At 66.4% G+C, this 20,885-nt stretch carries 12 protein-coding genes; 2 read left to right on the forward strand and 10 right to left on the reverse strand.

Annotated features, from left to right (window positions below):
* Together rlmKL and WM2015_RS01645 are read right to left on the reverse strand one after the other, a co-directional pair.
* Positions 1-2,103 carry a bifunctional 23S rRNA (guanine(2069)-N(7))-methyltransferase RlmK/23S rRNA (guanine(2445)-N(2))-methyltransferase RlmL gene (gene rlmKL, locus WM2015_RS01640; protein ID WP_049724400.1) on the reverse strand — a complete coding sequence of 701 codons (2,103 nt, stop codon included), beginning with the start codon at positions 2,101-2,103 and terminating at the stop codon, positions 1-3.
* A gap of 57 nt (positions 2,104-2,160) precedes the next feature.
* Positions 2,161-3,780, reverse strand: coding sequence for a GMC family oxidoreductase (locus WM2015_RS01645; protein WP_049724401.1), 1,620 nt, complete (start codon positions 3,778-3,780; stop codon positions 2,161-2,163).
* A 188-nt stretch (positions 3,781-3,968) separates the two neighbouring features.
* Here WM2015_RS01645 and WM2015_RS01650 point away from each other — a divergent pair, with 188 nt between their 5' ends.
* Entirely contained in the window at positions 3,969-7,574 is a 3,606-nt protein-coding gene (locus WM2015_RS01650; protein WP_082169344.1) for a S8 family serine peptidase, read from the forward strand.
* 55 nt (positions 7,575-7,629) lie between these two features.
* Here WM2015_RS01650 and WM2015_RS01655 read toward each other — a convergent pair whose 3' ends face one another.
* From WM2015_RS01655 to pip, 4 genes are all read right to left on the reverse strand, one after another.
* Positions 7,630-8,337, reverse strand: coding sequence for an ABC transporter ATP-binding protein (locus WM2015_RS01655; protein ID WP_049724403.1), 708 nt, complete (start codon positions 8,335-8,337; stop codon positions 7,630-7,632).
* Entirely contained in the window at positions 8,330-9,544 is a 1,215-nt protein-coding gene (locus WM2015_RS01660) for an ABC transporter permease (protein ID WP_049724404.1), read from the reverse strand. The genes WM2015_RS01655 and WM2015_RS01660 overlap by 8 nt, the downstream gene beginning before the upstream one ends.
* Before the next feature lie 14 nt (positions 9,545-9,558).
* Positions 9,559-10,785 (reverse strand): efflux RND transporter periplasmic adaptor subunit, encoded by a 1,227-nt coding sequence (locus WM2015_RS01665; RefSeq protein WP_049724405.1) that lies wholly within the window; start codon positions 10,783-10,785, stop codon positions 9,559-9,561.
* Between the two features lie 73 nt (positions 10,786-10,858).
* Entirely contained in the window at positions 10,859-11,806 is a 948-nt protein-coding gene (gene pip, locus WM2015_RS01670) for a prolyl aminopeptidase (RefSeq protein ID WP_049724406.1), read from the reverse strand.
* Between the two features lie 180 nt (positions 11,807-11,986).
* On the opposite strand from pip, the gene WM2015_RS01675 reads away from it, so the two are divergent.
* The gene (locus tag WM2015_RS01675; RefSeq protein WP_049724407.1) at positions 11,987-13,786 is read left to right on the forward strand and encodes an SLC13 family permease; all 1,800 of its coding nucleotides are present in this window, start codon (positions 11,987-11,989) and stop codon (positions 13,784-13,786) included.
* A 15-nt stretch (positions 13,787-13,801) separates the two neighbouring features.
* Here WM2015_RS01675 and WM2015_RS01680 read toward each other — a convergent pair whose 3' ends face one another.
* From WM2015_RS01680 to WM2015_RS01695, 4 genes are all read right to left on the reverse strand, one after another.
* Positions 13,802-14,626 carry a helical backbone metal receptor gene (locus WM2015_RS01680; RefSeq protein WP_082169345.1) on the reverse strand — a complete coding sequence of 275 codons (825 nt, stop codon included), beginning with the start codon at positions 14,624-14,626 and terminating at the stop codon, positions 13,802-13,804.
* The gene (locus WM2015_RS01685) at positions 14,610-16,439 is read right to left on the reverse strand and encodes an SLC13 family permease (RefSeq protein ID WP_156200746.1); all 1,830 of its coding nucleotides are present in this window, start codon (positions 16,437-16,439) and stop codon (positions 14,610-14,612) included. The genes WM2015_RS01680 and WM2015_RS01685 overlap by 17 nt, the downstream gene beginning before the upstream one ends.
* A gap of 40 nt (positions 16,440-16,479) precedes the next feature.
* Entirely contained in the window at positions 16,480-18,522 is a 2,043-nt protein-coding gene (locus WM2015_RS01690; protein WP_049724409.1) for a thioredoxin domain-containing protein, read from the reverse strand.
* A gap of 64 nt (positions 18,523-18,586) precedes the next feature.
* The gene (locus tag WM2015_RS01695) at positions 18,587-20,866 is read right to left on the reverse strand and encodes a diguanylate cyclase (RefSeq protein WP_082169346.1); all 2,280 of its coding nucleotides are present in this window, start codon (positions 20,864-20,866) and stop codon (positions 18,587-18,589) included.
* Positions 20,867-20,885 lie beyond the last annotated feature (19 nt).

Raw genomic sequence — 20,885 nt, forward strand, 5'->3', positions numbered from 1 at the left:
TCAGCGGCGCTGGCGGATGAAGTGGCATTGATGGATGCGCGGGTTGCGCTTGAAGTCCTCCGGAATCGACCAGCGGCTGCGATCCTCGATGCTGAATTCATCGCTCAGGTCCGGATCGAGACGGAAGCGGCGCAGATTGGTCGAGAAGATCAGCAGGCCCTCCGGCGCCAGGCAGCGCATCGCATTGCGGATCATCTCGCCATGGTCGCGCTGCACGTCCAGGGTCGTGTCCATCCGCTTGGAATTCGAAAAGCTGGGTGGGTCCAGGAAGATCAGATCGTAGTGCTCTCGGCAGGCCTCGAGCCAGGCCAGGCAGTCAGCCTGGATCAGGCGGTGCTCGGAGGTGGCCACCTGGTTCAGCGCCAGATTGTCGGCCAACCAGTCCAGGTAGGTGTTGGACAGGTCGACGCTGGTCGTGGCCCGGGCACCGCCGACGGCGGCATGCACCGTGGCCGCGCCCGTGTAGCAGAACAGATTGAGCAGGCGCTTGCCCCTGGCGTGCTCGCCAAGCCAGAGACGGACGGGCCGATGATCGAGGAACAGGCCCGTGTCCAGATAGTCGACCAGATTGACCTTGAAGCGGCAGCGGCCTTCGCTGACGGTCAGGGTCTGACCCAGGCTGGCCTGACGACGGTACTGGGACTCGCCGCGCTGGCGCTGACGGACCTTGAAGACCATCCGCTCGGCCGGCACCTCGAGTGCCTCGGGAATGACCTGCAGGGCCGCACGCAGTCGGGCCTGGGCCCGCCGTGGGTCGACGGACCGTGGCGCCTGGTATTCCTGCACGTGCAGCCAGTCGCCCTCGGCCGTGCCGTAGACGTCGATGGCCAGCGCGTACTCGGGCAGATCGGCATCGTAGATCCGGTAGCAGCTCACCCCTTCTCGCCGAAGCCAGCGGCCGAGCTGGCGGCGATTCTTGGCGAGGCGGTTGACCAGGTCGCGCGCCTGTTCGCTGGCCGGGCTGGGCTCGGCACCGATCTCGAAGCGATCGAGGCGGCACTGGATCGGGCCGTTGCGCATCGGCCAGCTCTTCTCGGGTTTCAGTCCGATCTCCAGGCCGGCTCCGTTGAGGATCACCGCGCGCCAGCCGGCAAAGTGCTGCTTGAGGGTGTCGGCCAGCTGCAGGTAGAGCGGCAGCATCTGGTGTTGCTCGCCGAGACGTTCGCCATAGGGCGGATTGGTGATCACCAGACCCCGTTCGCTGGGTGCGCGGGCGTCCTCGAGTGGCAGGGTTTCGAAGCGGATGGCCTGGCCGAAGCCGGCTCGCTGGGCATTGGCGCGGGCGGTGCGAATGGCGCGCGCATCGCTGTCGCTGCCCAGCAGGGGCGGCAGCTTCTCGAGCCCGACCTCCTGGCGTTCGATGGCCTCGTCGATCAGCGCTTTCCATGTCCCATCGTCATGCCCCGGCCAGGCCAGAAAGCCCCAGCGAGTGCGCAGCAGGCCGGGGGCGGTGTCGCTGGCCATCATGGCCGCTTCGATGACCAGGGTGCCGGAGCCGCACATGGGGTCGACCAGGGCGCCGCCGGCGGCCGCGATCTCCGGCCAGTCGGCGCGCAGGAGCATGGCGGCGGCGAGGTGCTCCTTCAGCGGGGCGATATTGCCGGCTTCCCGGTAGCCGCGGCGGTGCAAGGGGTCGCCGGACAGGTCGAGGGACAGGGTGACTCGGTTTCGATTCTGGTGGGCCTGCAGGCGGATATCGGGCTGGCGCAGATCGACCGAGGGCCGCTGACCGGTGGCTTCACGGAACTGGTCGACGATCGCGTCCTTGATTCGTTGCTCGGCAAAACGGCTGTGGCTGAGCGCGGGACGAACACCGGAGAAGCTCACCGCGATGCTGAGCTCGGGTGACAGGTGCTCCGACCAATCGATCGAAGCCGTGCCCTCGTACAGGGCCTGGTCATCGGGCGCCTCGAATTCGGCCAGGGGCAGGAGCACGCGGGCCGCCAGGCGGGACCAGAGGCAGACTCGGTAGGCGCCGGCCAGGTCGGCCTCGAAGCGGCAGCCGCCGCGCTCGGGCCGGGCAGATTCAAGGCCCAGTCCCCGGAGTTCGGTGGCCAGGAGATCCTCCAGGCCCTGGGCGGCGGGTGCGAAGAAAGAGCTCATGCAGACAGGATCGAACGGTCAGCCGGCATGGTAACCGCTTTGCCGCCCGGCGAAAGCTCAGGCGGCGCGCGCTGTCGATTCGGTCCGGGCCGCGCTGGCGCCGAGAATCAGATCGGCGGCCTTCTCGGCGATCATGACCGTCGGTGCATTGGTGTTGCCGCCGACCAGGGTCGGCATGATCGAGGCGTCGATCACGCGCAGGCCCTCGATTCCACGCACGCGCAGTTCCGGATCGACGACCGAATGCGGATCCGAACCCATCCGGCAGGTGCCGACCGGGTGATAGATGGTCTCGGCCTTGTTGCGGATGAAGTCGATCAGGCCGGTGCGGCTCGTGACGTCGTTGCCCGGGAAGATCTCGTGGGCGCGGAAGGGTTTGAAGGCCGGCTGATCGAGGATTTCGCGCGACAGACGAACGCAGTCGAGCATCATCTCCAGGTCCTCGGCTTCGCTGAGGTAGTTGGCATGGATGGCGATCGGCTGGCGCGGGTCTGCCGATCGCAGGGCCAGATGACCGCGGCTTTCCGGCCGCAGCGGGCAGGCGTGCAGGGTATAGCCGTCGCCCGGCAGGCGATTGCGGCCATGATCGTCGAGCAGGGCGGGCACGAAGTGCATCTGGACATCCGGGCGGTCATCGCGGCCGCGGCCGCTGACCAGGAAGGCGCCGGCCTCTGCGATGTTCGAGGTGCCCTCGCCCTCGCGATGCAGGAAGTAGCGCAGGCCAACGCGGATCTCGCTGAGCTGGTCGTAGGTGACCGGCTGTGAGCAGCGGGTCAGGGTGCAGATATCGAGGTGATCCTGCAGATTCCTGCCGAGCTCGGTCAGCTCGTGGCGCACCCGGACGCCGGCTGTTTCGAGCATGCCGGCCGGGCCGATGCCGGACAGCATCATCAGCTGCGGCGAATTGATCGCACCGGCCGCCAGCAGCACTTCGCGCTCGGCGGTGGCGGTGCGCGCGATGCCGCGCTTGGCATAGCGGACCCCCCGGACTCGATCGGGTCCGGAAAAAGTCAGGCCCAGGGTCAGAGCGCCGGTGATGACGGTCAGGTTCGGTCGTGAACGGACCGGTTTCAGGTACCCGGCGGCCGTGCTGCAGCGGCGGCCATTGCGCTGGGTGACCTGGTAGAAGCCCACGCCGCGCTGGGCGGGGCCGTTGAAGTCGCGGTTGCGAGCGAATCCGGCCTGCTCGGCGGCCTGGATGAAGACGTCGCTCAGCGGGTTGGTGTAACTCAGATCGCTGACGCTCAGCGGGCCGCCCACGCCGTGCAGGTCGTCCGCGCCCCTGGACTGGTCCTCGGCCCGCATGAAGTAGGGCAGCACGTCCTTCCAGGCCCAGCCCGGGTTGCCGAGCGCGGCCCAGTCCTCGTAATCGCTGCGGTGGCCGCGCGAGTAGCACATCGCGTTGATCGAACTCGAGCCGCCCAGCACCTTGCCGCGCGGCCAGTAGAGTCGCCGGTTGTTCAGGGCCGGTTCCGGCTCGGTCTCGTAATTCCAGTTCAGGGACTTGAAGTTGACCAGTTTGGCCAGGCCCGCCGGCATGTGGATGAAGGGGTTCCAGTCGCGGGGGCCGGCTTCGAGCAGCAGCACGCTGACCGAGGGATCGGCGCTGAGCCGGTGAGCCAGCACGCAGCCGGCCGATCCGGCGCCGACGATGATGTAGTCATAGCGATTGGGCATGGCGGCTGGCAACGAGTCCTTATGGTGGAGGCGGATTTCCGGTATTTGAAGAATATCAACCGCGATTAGAGTCGGGATTCTACCGTTTCCGTTTGATTCTCCGCGTCAGTCGCGCGATACTCGCGAAAAGTGAGGGCTTCCTCACTGTTTCTTCACAATATTAGAAAGTTCAGCTGCGAGGGAATTCAATGAAATCGATATTCGCAAGGCGTGCGGTTGTGCTCGCCGGGCTGCTCTGGTTGCTGGCTTCGGCCGCGGTCATGGCAAACGACGTCAAGATCATGGTCGATGCCGAGGCGGAACTGCCATCCGGCGTGGCCGCAGAGCTGCTGGCCGATTACGGCAGCTTCCAGCTCTATCGACTCGACCAGGCCGATGGTGCTCGTGCCACGGCGGTCGAAGGGATCCACAAGCTCGACAATGCCGACTGGCTGTTGTTCGACGCCCATCCCTTCGACACCCAGACCGATCGCATCCGGCCGCCAGCGGGTTGGACCCTGAATGCGCCGGTCGGCTCGGCCCTGCAGATGATCCAGTTCGTCGGCCCGATCCGCCAGCAGTGGCTGGACGAGGTGGCTGCCACCGGTGCCATGCCGATTCACTACGTGGCCAACCACGGATACCTCGTGTGGGCGGATGCCGATGCGCGCGCCCAGCTGGACCAGCTCGCCGCTGCTCGCAGCACCCTGCAGTTCAGTGCGCCTTACCCGTCCTTCTTCAAGCTGGGACCGGTAATGGCAGAGAATCTGGTCAATCGCGCCGGCTCCGAGACCCTGCCGGTGACGATCCAGATGATTCGTCACGACGGTGATCGGGCCACGCAGGCCTTCATCGCCCAGCGTGCGCAGGGCAAGGCCCTGATGGACTGGAGCCCGATCCTCGGTTTCCAGACCGCCCGCTTCGAGCTGAGCCTCGATGACATCGCGGCGATCGCCGAGCGTCCGGACGTCTACTGGATCGAGGAATACCTGCCGCGTGAGCTGATGGACGAAGTCCAGAACCAGATCGTGGCCGGCAATTTCAATGGCGATCAGAGCGGTCCGTCCGCACCGGGCTATCTGAGCTTCCTGACCGGCCTCGGCTTCTCCACTGACCCGGCCGACTACCCGACCGTCGTCGTCGTGGACGATGGCGTCGGCAACGGCACGGTGAACTCCGGCGATCCGACCCTGCATGAGTTCGGAAACGATGCCAACCCGACCCGCCTGGAGTTCGTGACCTCCTGCCACAGCGTGACCAGTGGTCAGGGCGACGGTGGCCACGGCCACATCAACACGAGCATCGTCGGCGGCTATGACGATCGCTCCGGTTTCCCCTTCCAGTTCCCGAGCACCTACCAGCGTGGTCAGGGCATCAACCCCTGGGCCTCACTGGCCAGTACGCGCATCTTCGCGCCCAGCTACAACATCTCGGGTTGTGGTGGCACCGATTCCGGCGTCATCCAGCACACCTGGCAGCAGGGCGCTCGGATCAGCACCAACTCCTGGGGCTGTTCGGGTTGCGCCGGCAGCTATGACGACGGTTCCCAGGCCTACGATGCGGGGGTGCGTGACGCCGATCCCTCCACCGCGTTGAATCAGGAGCTGATGGTGTTGTTCGCCGCCGGCAACTCCGGTTCCGGTAACGGGACGATCGGCACGCCCGGTAACGGCAAGAACATGCTGACCGTCGGCGCTTCGGAGAACAATCGGCCGGTCGACGAGAACGGCAACTGGAGCGACGGTTGCGGCGTCGGCCCGACGGGTGCCGACGATGCGATGGACGTCATCAACTTCTCCAGCCGTGGCCCGGCCCCGGGTGGACGCACGAAGCCCGAAACCATCGCGCCGGGAACGCATATCCAGGGGACGGCCAGCACCGGTCCGAGCTACAACGGCAGCGGCGTCTGTGACCAATATGCACCCAGCGGCCAGACAATCTTCGCAGCCTCGAGCGGCACCAGCCACTCGACCCCCGCGGTTGCTGGCGTGGCGTCCCTGACCTGGCACTGGCTGGAAAACGCGGGCAATATCCTGCCCTTCGAAACACCGGCCAATCCCACGCCGTCACCGGCGCTGATCAAGGCCTATATCCTGGCCCATCCGACCTACCTGACCGGCGTGTCGGCCGGCGATACCCTGCCGAGCAATGTGCAGGGTTATGGCATGCCGAACATGGGCGACATGTTCGATGACACGCTCAAGGCGACGCTCAATCAGGAAATCGTGTTCGACAACACCGGCGATTTCTGGGAGATGACGGTCGGCGTACCCGATCCCTCCAAGCCCGTGCGCGTGATGATGGTCTACACCGACCAGCCCGGCGCCATCGGCACCAGCCCGCAGGTGAACAACCTCGATCTGGTGGTCGAGAACGGCGGCGATACCTACCTGGGTAACCGTTTCTCGGGCCAGTGGAGCGTGACCGGCGGTGGCGCGGATCAGAACAACAACTACGAAGCGGTCTTCCTGCAGCCCGGCACGGCCTCGGCCATCACGGTCCGGGTCACGGCGGCCAATATCGCCGGCGACGGCGTGCCCAACTTCGGCGACGGCACCGACCAGGATTTCGCCCTGGTCTGCAACAACTGCGTGCTGGAGCCCACTTTCACCCTGAATTCGGACGTGACCGACCTTTCGATCTGTACCCCGGATGATGCGGTGTACAACCTGGCCATCGGTTCCATCGAAGGCTTCGTCGACCCGGTCGATCTGGCCATCAGCGGTGAGCCGGCCGGTGCCAGCGCCACCTTCGGCACCAACCCGGTGACGCCGGCTGGCGGCTCCGTGCTGACCATCGGCAACACCGGTGCCGTGACCGCCGGCAGCTACTCGATGCTGGTCAGCGCGAGCAGTGGTGCCACGGTCCGTGAGCTGAGCCTGGGCCTGTCCGTCTTCACCGATTCTGCCGGGGCGACCAGCCTGACGGCGCCGGCAGACGGCGCGCTGGGTGTGTCCCAGTCACCGGTGTTCGAATGGAGCGCTGCCAGCCAGGCTTCGGAATACCTCATCGAGGTGGCGGACAGCAGCGACTTCGCCAATATCGTGTACTCGGCCACCGTCGCCGGCACGAGCCATACGCCTGGCGTCCTGTTGCCTTCGAACAGCATCCTCTACTGGCGCGTATCACCGGCCAATCTCTGCGGTGGTTCGGTCTCCGATGTCTTCTCCTTCGCTACCGAGGCCCTGCCGGGTGACTGTGGCATCGGCACCTCGGCGAATGTCCTGTACAGCACCGGTTTCGAAGCCGGCGTCGAGGACTGGACGACGGGTGGCACGGGCAGTACCTGGGCGATCCAGAGCGGCGTGGTCAACACCGGCACCGGTGCCTGGAACGCGGTCGACGTGCCCTCGGTCTCCGATCAGTGGCTGATTTCACCCGCGGTCGCGATTCCGGCCGCGGCGATCACCCCGACCCTGCAGTTCTGGAACCGCCAGGTCATCGAAGACCAGAGCGCGACGGCCTGCTTCGATGCCGGCCAGCTGCACGTGTCGATCGACGGTGGAACCAACTGGACCCAGGTGCCGGATGCGGCGCTGCAGACCGACCCGTACAACGGGCCGATCTCCACCTCCTGGAGCAACCCGGCCGGTGGCGAGTTGGGCTGGTGCGGCGATCCGCAGGACTGGCTGAACTCGGTCGTGGACCTGTCGGCCTGGGCCGGCGAGACGGTGCAGTTCCGCTTCCGAATGGTCACCGACTCCTCCGTGGGTCGTGATGGCTGGTTCATCGATGATCTCAAGGTGCAGGTCTGCGAAGTGGCGCTGCCCAACGAGATCTTCGACGACCGCTTCGAAGTGATTCCTCCGCCCTGATATCGGCGGAGCGCAAGGCAAACCGAAAAGGCCCGGGACTTCCCGGGCCTTTTTACTACCGGGTGGACTCGTCCTTGACGATGCGGCCGTCGACCAGGTCGATCCTGCGATCGCAGGCATCCGAGATTCTCGGGTCGTGGGTCACCAGCAGCACGGCGCAGCCGAACTCCCCGTTGAAGCGGCGGAACAGCTCGAACACTCCTTCGGCCGTCCGGGTGTCAAGGTTGCCGGTGGGCTCGTCGGCCAGCAGCAGTGCCGGTTCACTGATCAGAGCTCGGGCGATGGCCACACGCTGTTGTTGTCCGCCCGAAAGCTGGTTCGGAGGTCGATCGGCCAGTCCCTCGAGACCGACCGCATGAAGGAGCTCCAGGGCTCGGCGACGTTCTTCCGGCCGGGGCTTGCCGTTCCGGAGCATCAGGGGCATCAGCACATTGTCGATCGCGCTGAAGGCCTGGATCAGATGGTGGAACTGGAACACGAAGCCGATTTCCCGGCCGCGAAGCTCGGTTCGGCCTTCCTCGTCCAGTTCGCGCGTGGCCTGCCCGAGCAGATAGAGCTCGCCGGCGGTCGGCCGATCGAGCAGGCCGATGATGTTGAGCAGGGTGCTCTTGCCCGAACCCGATGGCCCGATCAATGCGGCAAAGTCAGCTCGCTGAATCCTCAGGTCGATGCCGTGCAGGACCTCGGCCTCATTGGCCTGGCCGAGGTTGTAGGACTTGCGGATCCGCTCCAGACGCAGGACGGGACGATCGGCCTCAGACATCGCGAATCGCCTCCACCGGGTCCAGCTGGGCTGCCCGTCGTGAGGGCAGGGCGGCGGCCAGCAGGCCGGTCAGGGTCGCGAGCGTCACAGACGTCAGCACCAGGCTTCCGGGCACGGGAATGTAGAACAGGCCGGGTCCGAAGCTGTTGAAGACCCAGACCAGGCCATAGGCGACGAGGGTGCCCGGGAGCGACCCGAGCAGGCCGAAGATCGCGCCCTCGATCAGAAAGACCCGCAGAATCTGCTGCCGGCTGGCGCCGGTGGCCCGAAGAATGCCGATCTCTCTCGTTCGCTGCACGACGCTGATCGACAGCACGCTGGCGATGCCGAAAGCCACCGACAGACCGACGAAAATCTTGATCAGATTCGTCGACAGGCTCTGTGCCGACAGGGCATTCATGAGCTGGGCGTTGGTTTCCATCCAGCTTTCCGCGTCCAGCCCGATCAGGGCCTCGAGCTGTCGACCGATGGCTTCGGCGTCGAAGATGTCTTCCACGGTCAGGTCGATCACCGTCACGCCGCCGGGCAGGTCGAGCAGCGATTGAGCCTGCCTGAGGTCGAGGTAGACGAAACGCTCGTCGAGGTCGCGGACCCCGAATTCGAAGATGCCGGCCACGTTGACCACGGTCGTGTTCTGCTGACCGGTGTCGATCCTGAGCTTGTCGCCCACCGAAAGACCCAGCTTGTCGGCGAGCTCCTGGCCGATCATGGCGTCGCCGGCGCCGACTCGGAGCGCGCCGGAGGAGAGCGAATCCTCGATCGGGATGATCCGACGGTAGCGAGGCAGATCGATGCCGACCAGGGCCACCGACTCCAGCGCTTCTCCCCGCCGAGCGAAGGCGGGGCCGGATACGACCGGAGAGACGGCGGACAGGTCCGGCAGTCCGTCGAGCAGGTCTTCCAGGGCCTGCCAGTTGTCGATCGAGCGCAGGCGCTGGGCGCGCGGGATTTCCTGCACCAGCAGCACTGCGTCCGGATCGATGGGCGCGCGCAGATTGATCTCCTCGGGCGGAAGCAGGCGAATATGGGCCTGGGTGCCGAGCGTGCGATCGATGATGTTGCTCTGCAGGCCCTGGATCAGGGCGGTGATGAAGACCACGACGGAGACGCCGACCGCCACGCCGGTGATGATCATCAGGGTCTGGGCCCGACCATCCTTGAGAAAGTGCAGGGCGATGGTCCATTCGGTCCAGAACTTGCGCAGCATGGCGTATCGGACCGTCAGTCCAGCTTGATGGGGAGTTCGTTGTTCGGATGAAGCGCCTCGGGATCGCCGGCCGCGGGCCAGGGGCGCGACTCGAACCGGGCACGCGAACCCTCCAGCAGGTCCTGGTGTCCGGCCAGCAGGACCTGCTCGCCGGCAGTCAGGCCGGCGAGGATTTCCGAGCGGGCCAGGCCCTCGAGGCCGATCGTCACGGGACGGTGCTGGATGCGACCCTCGTCCAGCACCAGAACCCGGGCCTGACGTCCCTGGCGATGGACCAGCGCGTCATTCGGCAGGGCCAGGCTGTCCTCGCGTCGGCCCGTCACGATGGTGACCGAGACGGTCATGTCCTGGCGCAGGAAGGGCGGTGGCTCGGGCACGGCCAGGCGCAGATCGACGGTCCCGCGCTGCACGTCGATGCGTGGCGCGATGTGTTCGATGCGGGCCTCGAAGGGGGAATCAGGATAGGCGTCGGCGATCGCGATGGCCTGCTGGCCGACAGCCAGGCGCGACAGATTTCTTTCGTCGACGGGGACGCGCAACTCCGTGGGGCCATCGAGGGCGATGCTGAACAGAGCCTCGCCGGGCCGGACCAGATCGCCGGGCTCGACATCGCGACTCAGGATGGTGCCGGCGGTTTCCGCCCGGATCCGGCTTCGTTCCAGATCGATGCGGGCCGCGGCGAGCCGCTCTTCCAGCAAGCGTTCCTCGGGCCCGCCGGGCGCCAGGGCTTCGAGTTCGAGCCGGGCGGCCGCCACGGCATTGCGGGCCAGCACTTCGGCCTCCTCGGCCTGCTCCAGGGATTCGCGCGAGATCAATGCCTGTTCGACCAGGGCTCGTCGACGGGCGGACTCGCGCTCGGCCTGCGCGAGCTGGGTTTCGGCGCGCTCAAGGGCCACCCGTGCCTGGGGCCGAGCGCGGGTCCTGAGCTCGCTCAGCGCGGCTTCGGCCTGATGCAGCTGAGCCTGCAGGGCATCGTCCCGAAGCTGGAGCAGGAGCTCGCCGGCCTCGACGCGCTGGCCCTCCTCGACGTGCCGTTCCAGCACCACGGCGGTGATCTCGCTGCTGACTTCGGCGCGCGAGACCGACTCCACCCGGCCGCTGGCGACCACGGTCTGGACCAGTGCCGCCGTTCGGACGACATAGCCTTCGACCAGTGGGCCTTGCCAGAGTCGATAGGCGTAGACGAGGCAGAGCACCACCACGATCGACAGCGGAAGGATCCACTTGAGCTTGCCTGTCATTCCTCGCGCATCCCCGAAAGACTCGACCCGTGTTCAGAGTACACCAGGGCCGGTCGTCGCTTCGATCCGTCGATCAGGCCAGGCGTTCGGCCATTCGTCGACAGGCCTCGACCAGGGCTGCCGTCGTCCCCGGCTCGCTGGCCGAGTGCCCTGCATCCGGCACCCAGACCAGCTCCGAGCCCGGCCAGGCCCGGTGCAGGGCCCAGGCCTGGTCCGGGGCGCAGATCATGTCGTAGCGACCGTGGATCAGAATGGCCGGAAGATGGGTGATTCGGTCCATGCGAGCGAGGATCTGATCCGCTTCGATGAACAGACCATGGGAAAAGTAATGGGTGCAGATGCGGGCGAAGTGCCAGGCCGTGACGGGCTCGAGAAAGCTGGCGAGGAGTTCGGGATTGGGCCGCAGGGTGGCGCAGATTCCTTCGAAGCGCGTCCATTCCGTGGCCGCCTTGCGGGCCAGCTCCGGGTCGTCCCCGTTGATGCGACGAGCGTAGGCCGCGGGCAGATCGGCACGCTCCTCGGGCGGAATCATCTCGACCAGCCTCGCCCAGGCATCCGGAAACACCCGTCGCGTGCCATGGCCGTACAACCAGGCCACGTCTTCGGGACGGTTGAGAAAGATCCCGCGCAGGATCAGGCCCAGGCATCGATCCGGCTGCGCCTGGGCATACAGCAGGCCCAGGGTCGAGCCCCAGGAGCCACCGAAGACCAGCCAGCGCTCGATGCCGAGATGTTGTCGAATGCGCTCGATGTCGGCGAGCACCTGCGCTGTGGTGTTGTGCTCGATCTCGGCCAGGGGCAGAGAGCGACCGGCGCCGCGCTGATCGAACAGCACGATGCGGTAGCGATCCGGGTCGAAGAAGCGCCGATCCTCCGGGCTGCAGCCGCCGCCGGGTCCGCCGTGCAGAAAGACGACCGGCAGGCCATCCGGCTTGCCGCATTGCTCGACATGCAGCCGGTGGCCGTCACCGACCTCCAGCAATTCCTCGGACCAGGGCTCGATCGGTGGGTAGAGAGGCACGGAATTTCTGTCTCGTCGACAAACGGATCTTGAGTGTACCCTCGATTCTCAGGACCCCAAAGCCTCGGCCCCGTGACTCAGCCGGCCGAATATAGTGGGGCCGGAGAAAGCGATCAAGGCCTTGTCAGGCCCGCTCCGATCGCTATTCTGTGCTGCCCTGGACCCGATGTGGTGCTTGCGATGGCGTTTGAAGTGATCGTTGTGCTGGCGGTTCTGGCCCTGGTGTTCATCGGCTTCCTTCGGGAGCGACTTCCCGCCGAAATCACGGCGATGCTGGGGGTGGCCGCCCTGATTCTGACCGGCGTGCTCGATCCGGGCCAGCTGCTGTCCTCCTTCAGCAACCACGCCCCCATCACCGTGGGCGCCATGTTCATCCTCTCGGCAGCGCTCGAGCGGACCGGTGTCATCGACACCATGGGCCGAGTCGTCGGTCGCTTGAGCGGCGCGAGCTGGCTGCGGACCATGCTGATCACCATGGTCTGCGTGATGACGCTCAGCGCCTTCATGAACAACACGCCCGTGGTGGTCATCATGACGCCGGTGCTGCTGGCCGTGGCGCGCCAGAACGAGCTGTTCGGCAGCAAGCTGCTGATTCCCATGTCCTACGCCTCCATCCTCGGTGGGACCTGCACCTTGATCGGCACCTCGACCAACCTGCTGGTCGACGGGGTTGCCCAGGATCTCGGGCTGGCGCCCTTCTCGATGTTCGAGATCACCGCGGCAGGTCTGGTCATGGCGGCAATCGGCTTGAGTTTTCTTCTGATCGCGGGGCGTTTTCTACTGCCTGAAATCCATGACGATGCCGATCAGCTGCGAGTGACCCTGCGCGAGAAGCGCTTCCTGGCGGAGCTGTACGTGTCTCCGGATTCCGATCTGGACGGGCGTCGCCTCCTGGAATCCCGCCTGGGCCGTTCCGTGCCCACTGAGATTCTCGGTGTGTTGCGGCAGGGCTATCGCCTCCGCGATGACCTGGCCAGCATCGTGCTTCGTCCCGGTGATCAGGTGCTCGTCGAGACGACGATGGATGAACTCATCACCTTGAGCAACTCGCCGGACCTCTGGTCCAGGGATCAACTCAGGACCCAGACCATGCCGGCGCCTGCGGAGAAGCGCGAGTTCGCCGAGGCCGTGATCGGTCCCGACTCGCCCCTGGTCAACCAACGGATCGGCAGCCTCGGGCTTCGCCAACGTCTGGGTGTCGATGTGATGGCGGTTCATCGACTCCGCTCATCGCGGGTCCGAGAGTTCGACAAGCTCGGGCTGTCGCCGGGTGATACCGTCCTCCTGGGAGGCAGCCCAGCCGGTGTTCAGCGCGCCTACCATTCCCGGGAGTTTGCTGGCCTGAGTCTGCCGGAGGTGCGACCCTATCGGCGCGACCGGGCCTGGATCGCGATTCTGGCCATGGGACTGGTCATGCTGCTGGCCGGTCTGGACGTGATGCCGATCGTCGTGCTGGCCATCCTGGCCTCGGTCGTGGTCGTGGCCTGTGGCTGTCTGAGTTCGGACGAGGCCTATCAATCGGTCCAGTGGTCCCTGCTGATCCTGATCTTCGCCATGCTCGCGATCGGTTCGGCCATGCAGAGCTCCGGAGCCGCCCTGCTGATCGCCGAACAACTGGCGCATTGGGTGGTTCCTCTGGGGCCCCTCGCCGTGTTGTCCCTGGTCTATCTCCTGACCTCGATCCTGACCGAGACCATGAGCAACAATGCGGCGGTCATTCTTCTGACGCCGATCGCTGCGGGTCTGGCGCTCACGCTGGGTTATGACCCTCGACCCTTCGTCGTGGCCGTGATGTTTGCCGGTTCGGCCAGCTTCGCCACACCCATCGGCTATCAGACCAATACCTTCGTCTACCAGGCCGGTGGGTATCGTTTCATGGACTTTGCCAGGATCGGGATACCGATGAATGTGCTGATGTGGATCGCGGCGACTCTGGTGATCCCTTGGTTCTGGCCCTTGGTGCCCGTTGCGGTTGATTAGTAGTGGGGGGCGGGTTCAGGGTCGGGTCAGATGGCACAGGTCTCTGGCTCCGTCGAGGATGCGTGGCGTGGGACGCATCAAGCGATCGGGATCCACGCGCCGGTGTCGGACCGAGGCCAGCGGTCCTGCCAGCCAGTCGGCGAAGGCCTGATCCTCGCCCTCGGCCGCCAGCATCAGCTCCGGCTCGGCGGCGAGCACGGCCTCTCGGTCGACGACCGCCGCTTCGACATCCAGCCCGGCGAAGACATTCTGCATGCCGCATAGATCCAGGACATCGTTGAAGATGTGTCGGCCACCGAGGGTGTAGAGGGGGCGGGCCGAGACCTGATAGAAGACCTTGACGGGCGGCGAATGGAGAGGCCGCCGAGCGCGCAGTCCGGCAAGCGTCTGCTCGAATTCGATGGCGGCCTGTTCACCCCCTGCCTCCTCGCCCAGGGCCGAAGCCAGGTTCCGGAGCGCGGCCGGGATCTGCTCGAGGCGGCGGGTTTCGATCCACAGGACTTCGATCCCCAGGCTCTCGAGCGAGTCGGCGACCGCAGGCGGCGTGCCGCCCGTCCAGGCCAGGGCCAGTTCCGCGTCGAGGGTGAGGATTGCTTCCAGATCGAAGCGGAAGGCGTCGCCGATGCGCGGCAAGGCCTGGGCCGCTTCGGGGAAGTCGCTGTGCTCGACCACTCCGACCAGCTGGTCTTCCCCGCCGACGGCAAACACCAGTTCGGTCAGATGCGGGGCGAGGCTGACCGTGCGCGGCCCATCGGCCAGCGAGGGCAGGCAGTAGATGACCAGCGCGAGCATGGCGGCCAGGCCACCGGGCCGACCGCGCCGGTCAGAGGCGATAGGCATAGGCCAGGGTGGCGGTAAGCACCAGCCAGAGCAGGACCATCAGCGGCAGACCGACGCGCACGAAGTCGTTGAACTTGTAGCCCCCGGCGTTCATGACCAGCAGATTGGTCTGGTAGGCCATCGGGGTGGCGAAGCTCAGGTTGGCCCCGAACAGAACAGCCAGCACGAAGGGTTCGGCCGGCAGCATCAGCTGCTGGGCCAGGCTGATCGCGATCGGTGTGCCGATCACTGCGGCGGCATTGTTCGAGACCACGTTGGTCAGGGCCGCCATGGCCAGCATCAGGATGCCGAGAATGGCGAAGGCCGGTATCCCGAAACTCAAGGACAGGAAGATCTGTGCGATCCAGTCCGCACCACCGGTGCGCATCAGCGCCATGCCCAGAGCAAGGCTGGCGACGATGATCATCACCACCTGGATCGACAGGGCCGCCATCGCCTCCTTCCAGCTCAGGCAGCGGGTCATCAGCAGGGCGAGCACGCCGAACACGGCGCTGATGGCGATCGGCAGGATGCCGGCGGCCGCGACCACGATCACGCCGACCATGATGCCGAGGGCCAGCGGGGCCTTGGAGGTCTTGGGCAGGTTGACGCTGCCGTCGAGGACGAGGAAATCGCCGCCGTCCTTGAGCTGGTTGAGCTGGCGGGGTGAGCTCTGCACCAGCAGTACATCGCCCGAGCGCAGCACCGTGTTCTCCACCCCCGTCGCCCGGGTCTGGTCCTCGCGATTGAAGCGATGCAGGGCCAGCAGGCGCAGGCCGTAGCGGCTCAGCAGGCGCGCCTGGGCGATGCGTACGCCCAGCAGCTTCGAGGTGGGCGTGATCGCGACCTCGGCGATCTGCTGGTTGTGCGGCTCGAGCGGGTGGGTCTCATCGACTTCGACGTCGCCCGAGTAGAGCTTGCCACCGAGCAGATGGGCGAATTCGCGGAGATTGTCCTGGGTATTGGTCGTCGTGATCCGGTCGCCGGCCTTGAGCTCGACGTCCGGCAGGGGCGTGACGAACACGCCGGGGCCGCGCTGGATCTTCTCGACCTTGAGCTCGCCGTTGCAGCGCTCGATCGCTTCGGCGAGCTGCAGGCCGGTGGCATCGCTTGACTTGTCCAGGCGGATCTGTGCGGTGAACAGGCGCTTGACCGTGGACTGCATCGGCACCTGGCGGTCGGGCAGCAGCCGGGGGGCGATCAACCACAGATACAGCACGGCAACGGCCCCGGCGATGCTGGCCGGCACCAGAAAGTCGAACATCCGGAACGAGGCCACGCCCATGTCGGCGGCCACGCTCACCACCAGCAGGTTGGTCGAGGTGCCGATGGTCGTGGTCATGCCGCCGACGATGCTGATCAGGCCCACGGGCAGCAGCAGCCCACTGGGTGACAGGCCCGTGCGCAGCGCCACGCCGATCAGGATCGGCAGCAGCATGACCACGATCGGCGTGTTGTTGATGAAGGCACTCAACAGAGCGCAGACCAGCAGCGTGGCCAGCAGGGAGAGCGACGGCGCCTTGCGCCAGGCGGCGGTCAGCATGCGACCGACCGGCTCGAGTGCCCCGGAGCGGATCAGGCCCTGGCCCAGGATCATCAGGGCACAGACCGCCACCAGGGCCTGGTGGCCGAAGCCGAGAAAGAAATCGGTGGAATTGAGAGTGATGCCGCCCGGGCCCTGATAGGGAAACAGCTCGAAGCCGACCGCCAGGGCCGCCAGGACCACCAATGAGCTGGTTTCCAGCGGGATGCGATCGCGCGAGAACAGGATCAGCGCGAACACCACCAGCAACAGGACGGCCAGGGCGTGGGCGTTGGGCAGCATCAGATTCATGTTGCGCTCATTCTACGTGCAATGCTGCCCTGCGTTCTTGTCAGCCAGAGGCATCGGCGAGTCGCTGCTCGAGTTCAACCAGGTCGTGCGCGGGTGCCAGGCAGCGCAGGCCGCAGCAGACGATGGCGGTCGGACGGTCGAAGTCCGCGATGCTCTTGAGCAGTTCCGGCGCTTCGTCGAGGTGCTGGCCCGGTTCCAGGCGGTAGCTCCGGAGGCCCGGTCGGGCGGCGATCGCCGCCAGCCATTGCGCCGGCTCCGGACCCGGGCCGCCGATCAGCACCTGGGTGCCGGGCGCTGCGAGTTCGAGGGCGGCGGTGACCAGGCCCGCATGGCCGACCGGCGAGCTGGCCATGTCGCCCGAGGCACCCGTGACGATCCACTCGGCATCGCGTATCAGCGCCGGATCCCCACTGAGGTGACTCAGTCGGATCAGCCCCCGAACCGCCTGGGCGGCGCCGGCCAGGGTCGCATCGTCGGCAAAGGCCAGCGGACGGGTCAGCAGGCCGCTCTGGTCGAGGGGCGTGAAGTAGCAGGCCCCGTTGTCGGGATCGACGAACTGCTGCTGGATGCGTCGGGCGATGCGTCGGGCCAGGTTGAACCAGCGTGGCTCGAAGCGCCAGCTCAGCAGCTCGAGGCAGGCGAGCAGGACATTGGCATGGTCGTCCAGGTTGGCGATCTGGGCGGCCCGCCCATCGCGCCAGATCGAGCGCGGTGGTTCATGGCCGAACAGCCGGGGTGCGACCGCATCCAGCCCCTCCGCGGCCAGGACCCGCCACTCCGGTCGACTGAGCAGGCGACCGGCCCGGGACAGGGCCTCGATGGTCAGGCCGTTCCAGGCGCCGATGAGCTTGTCGTCGCGCGCCGGCGGCGAGAGCTCGGCCTCGCGCGCTTCGCGCAGCGCCGTTCGAGCCTGCGCGATCCGTTGCTCGATCTCCGGCTGTTGTTCAGCGCTGCGGCCGAGTTCCTCGACCGCTCGGGCCCGGATCAGATGCCAGCGTCGGTCCCCGAAGTTGGGCGGTCCGTCCAGACCCCAGACTTCCGCGGCCAGTTCGGCCAGTTCCTTCGGCAGGGCCTGCTCGACTTGCTTTCGCGTCCACAGGTAGAAGCCACCTTCGCCGTCTTCGCTGTCCGCGTCGAGGCTGGCGGCAAAGCCCCCGCCCTCGAGTTGCATCTCGCGCCTGAGCCAGTCGACGGTGTATTCGCATTCGTCCCGGAAACGCCGGTGCGGCCAGCGCGCGGCGGCCTCGGCCAGGACACCGAGGAGCTGGGCGTTGTCCGAGAGCATCTTCTCGAAGTGGGGGATCTCCCAGGCCTGGTCGACGCAGTAGCGAAAGAAGCCGCCGCCGATCTGATCCTGCAGGCCATGGCGAACGATCGCCTCGAGGGTGTCGGAGAGCATCTGCTCGGCCTGCTCGTCCCCGGACCTTGCGGCGAGGAAGCTCAGTACCGGGACCTGGGGGAACTTGGGCGCGGATCCGAAGCCGCCGTGGCGGGCATCGAAGCGGCTGGCGAGCTGGGCCATCAGGGTCTCGGCGAGTTCCTCGACGCTGGCGCCGGCCTCGCTCTGACGGGGCTGGGCGATGGCGTTTAGCGCCTGGCGGACCTGACGCTGCTGATCGGTCAGCTCCTCTCGGCGATCGGTCCAGACCGCATGGATGCGCTCGAGGAGCTGCCCGAAACCGATCAGGCCACGTCTCGGCTCGGGCGGGAAATAGGTGCCCGCGAAGAACGGTGCCAGGCTCTGTGGATCCAGGAAGACCGTCAGGGGCCAGCCGCCCCCGCGGCCGGTCAGGAGCTGGTGCGCCAGCTGGTAGATCCGGTCGAGATCCGGGCGCTCCTCGCGATCGACCTTGATGTTGACGAAGTCGCGATTCATCCGCTCGGCCAGGGCCTCGTTCTCGAAGCACTCTTCGGCCATTACGTGGCACCAGTGGCAGGCGCTGTAGCCGATCGACAGGAGGATCGGACGGTCCACGCGGCGCGCCATGGCGAGGGTTTCGGGCGTCCACTCCTGCCAGTGCACGGGCTGCTCCGCGTGCTGGAGAAGATAGGGGCTGAGCGCGTTGCTGAGAGCGTTGGTCATCGAGGGAGCGAAATCGTGTCGTTCAGGAAGGAGGCTGCGTCGGGATTCGTTAGGGCACGACTGCTTATTGCGCGAGGACGACCCGATTGCGCCCCTGCTGCTTGGCCCGGTAGAGGGCCTGATCGGCGCGTGTGAGCAGTTCGCGCGCCCGCTTGACCGGGTCCTGGTGGCTCGAGCTGTCGGTGACCGCAACGCCGGCCGAGGCCGAGACCGAGATCGGTGCCTCGCTATCCGGTGCGCGGAAGGCCAGGCTGGCGACGGCCTGAATGAGCTTGTCGGCGACGCGGCGCGCGCCCTCGGCATCGGTGGCTGGAAGGATCAGCAGGAATTCCTCACCGCCGAATCGGCCCAGTGCATCGCTGGTCCGGCAATGGGCGCGCATGGCCTGGGCGACGTCCTCGAGCACCTGGTCACCGAACAGGTGGCCGTGCGTGTCGTTGATCTGCTTGAAATGATCGAGGTCGAGCATCACCACGGCCAGGATCTGATGCTTTTCCAGGCTGCTCGAGCACTGCTCGGACAGCTTTTCCAGAATCGCTTCGCGGCGAAGCAGCCCGGTCAGTCCTTCGTAGGTGGCGTCCTGGAACAGCTTGAGGTTGTCGAGTCGGGTCGCGACCTGATGCGAGAACAGGTCGAGCAGCTCCAGGTCCTCGGCGGTGAACAGGGTGCCGTTCTGCCGCGCAGACAGGCACAGGACGCCGATCGCCCGATGCTGGGCGCGGAGCGGGATGAACGCATCGGCCCCCAGCGTGTCCAGCCCGCGTGCCGCTTCGGGCAGGCGGCGGCTCAGCTCGGTCAGGGTGCTCGGACGATGGCGGCGCGCGATGTGCTCGAACAGTTCCGAACCGGGGTGAATGCGCCGGAACAGTTCGCCGGCGGTCTGTTCATCCATGCCGATGGCCTGCTTGCGGGCCCGGCCGGGATCACGATCGTGCTGGATGAGCGCGGCCACCCATTCGATGGCCAGCGCTTCGCGCAGCTCGCCGGTCATGCGTTCCAGCAGCGTGTCGGCGTCCTGCTCGGCGGCCAGTCCCGAGGCGATCCGGACCAGTCGCTGCCGAAGCGCCCGACGTTGCGGAAAGAGCCCGCGTTCCACCCAGCGAGTGACGCCTTGCTGCATGGGTCGGAACATCACGCCGAGGAGCACGGCCAGCGCCGTGACCAGCCACAGCCCGGGCTGTTCACCCAGGCGCCCGCTGATCCAGGGCAGGGCAGCGGCGAGCAGGCCGTAGAGCAGCAGCACCAGCAGGCCGGTGGCGATGCTGTAGATCAGGCTGCGACGGACCAGGCCCTCGACGCTGAACAGGCCGTATCGGAAGATCGCGAAGAAGACCGCGATCGGGAAGATCAGCAGGATCAGATCCTCGGCCAGCTGGGCGAGCGAGGTGTTCCACCAGTTCGCCTCGGGCCAGGCCAGCAGGGCGGCGACATAGCCGAGCCAGGGCACCAGACCGAGCAGCACGAGTGCGGCCTGCTGGCGTTCCCGGATCGGCCGTGTTCGGATGATCTGTGCAATAAGAATCAGCGACACGGCGCAGGCCCAGGCGGCCATCACCAGCTTGTCGGCCCGTCCCCACCAGCTGTCGGCCGCTGGTGGGGTGTCGGACCATTCCTGGAGTACGAGGGTGGACAGGAGAACTGCCACCGTCGCGCCGATGACGTAGAACGCGGGCACGATCCAGCGCTGGCGGCGCAGTAGCGGCAGTCGCTGCGGGATCAGACTGACCAGGTGCAATTCGATGGCGAGCTGAGCGCCGGTGGCGATGGGCCAGGCCAGGGCGATGGCGAGCAGTACACCCGGTCCATAGGTATAGGCCAGGGGCAGGGCCATCTCGATGCTGATCAGACCGACGAAGATCATCAGCAGGCGGGCGCGAAGATCCCGTTTTCGGTAGCGGGCGGCCAGCAGGGTGAGACCGAGATAGGCGCAGACCAGGACGAATTGCGCGATCAGGCCGGTCAGGTCGATATCGATGCCCGGCGTCAGTTCCGTATCGAAACGATCGTTTTCCCGGAGGACGCTGAGTTGCAGTGGAGTGCCGCTGGCGACGGCCTGCTCGATCAACGGGTCCAGATCGCTCAGCGCGTTCAACGCCATGCCGCCCGAGGCGACGATCAGGTCGCCGCTCTCAAGGCCGGCCTCGGCCGCTGGCAGACCGGGTTGAACCCACTCGAGCAGCAGCCCCTGTTCGGATTGGGCTGAATAGATGATGCCGATGCGTTCGCGGGCGAAGCGGGCCTCGTCGACCACGCTGGCCAGGTACAGCAGCACGAGCACACCCAGGTAGATCACCAGGATCGTGTTCGCCATGGCCGAGCCGTACGGGGCGAAACGTAATCGCATCAAGCTGCCTTTGTCATTA

Origin of the sequence: Wenzhouxiangella marina (assembly GCF_001187785.1) — a bacterium.
In the GTDB taxonomy this organism is placed as follows: Bacteria; Pseudomonadota; Gammaproteobacteria; order Xanthomonadales; family Wenzhouxiangellaceae; genus Wenzhouxiangella; species Wenzhouxiangella marina.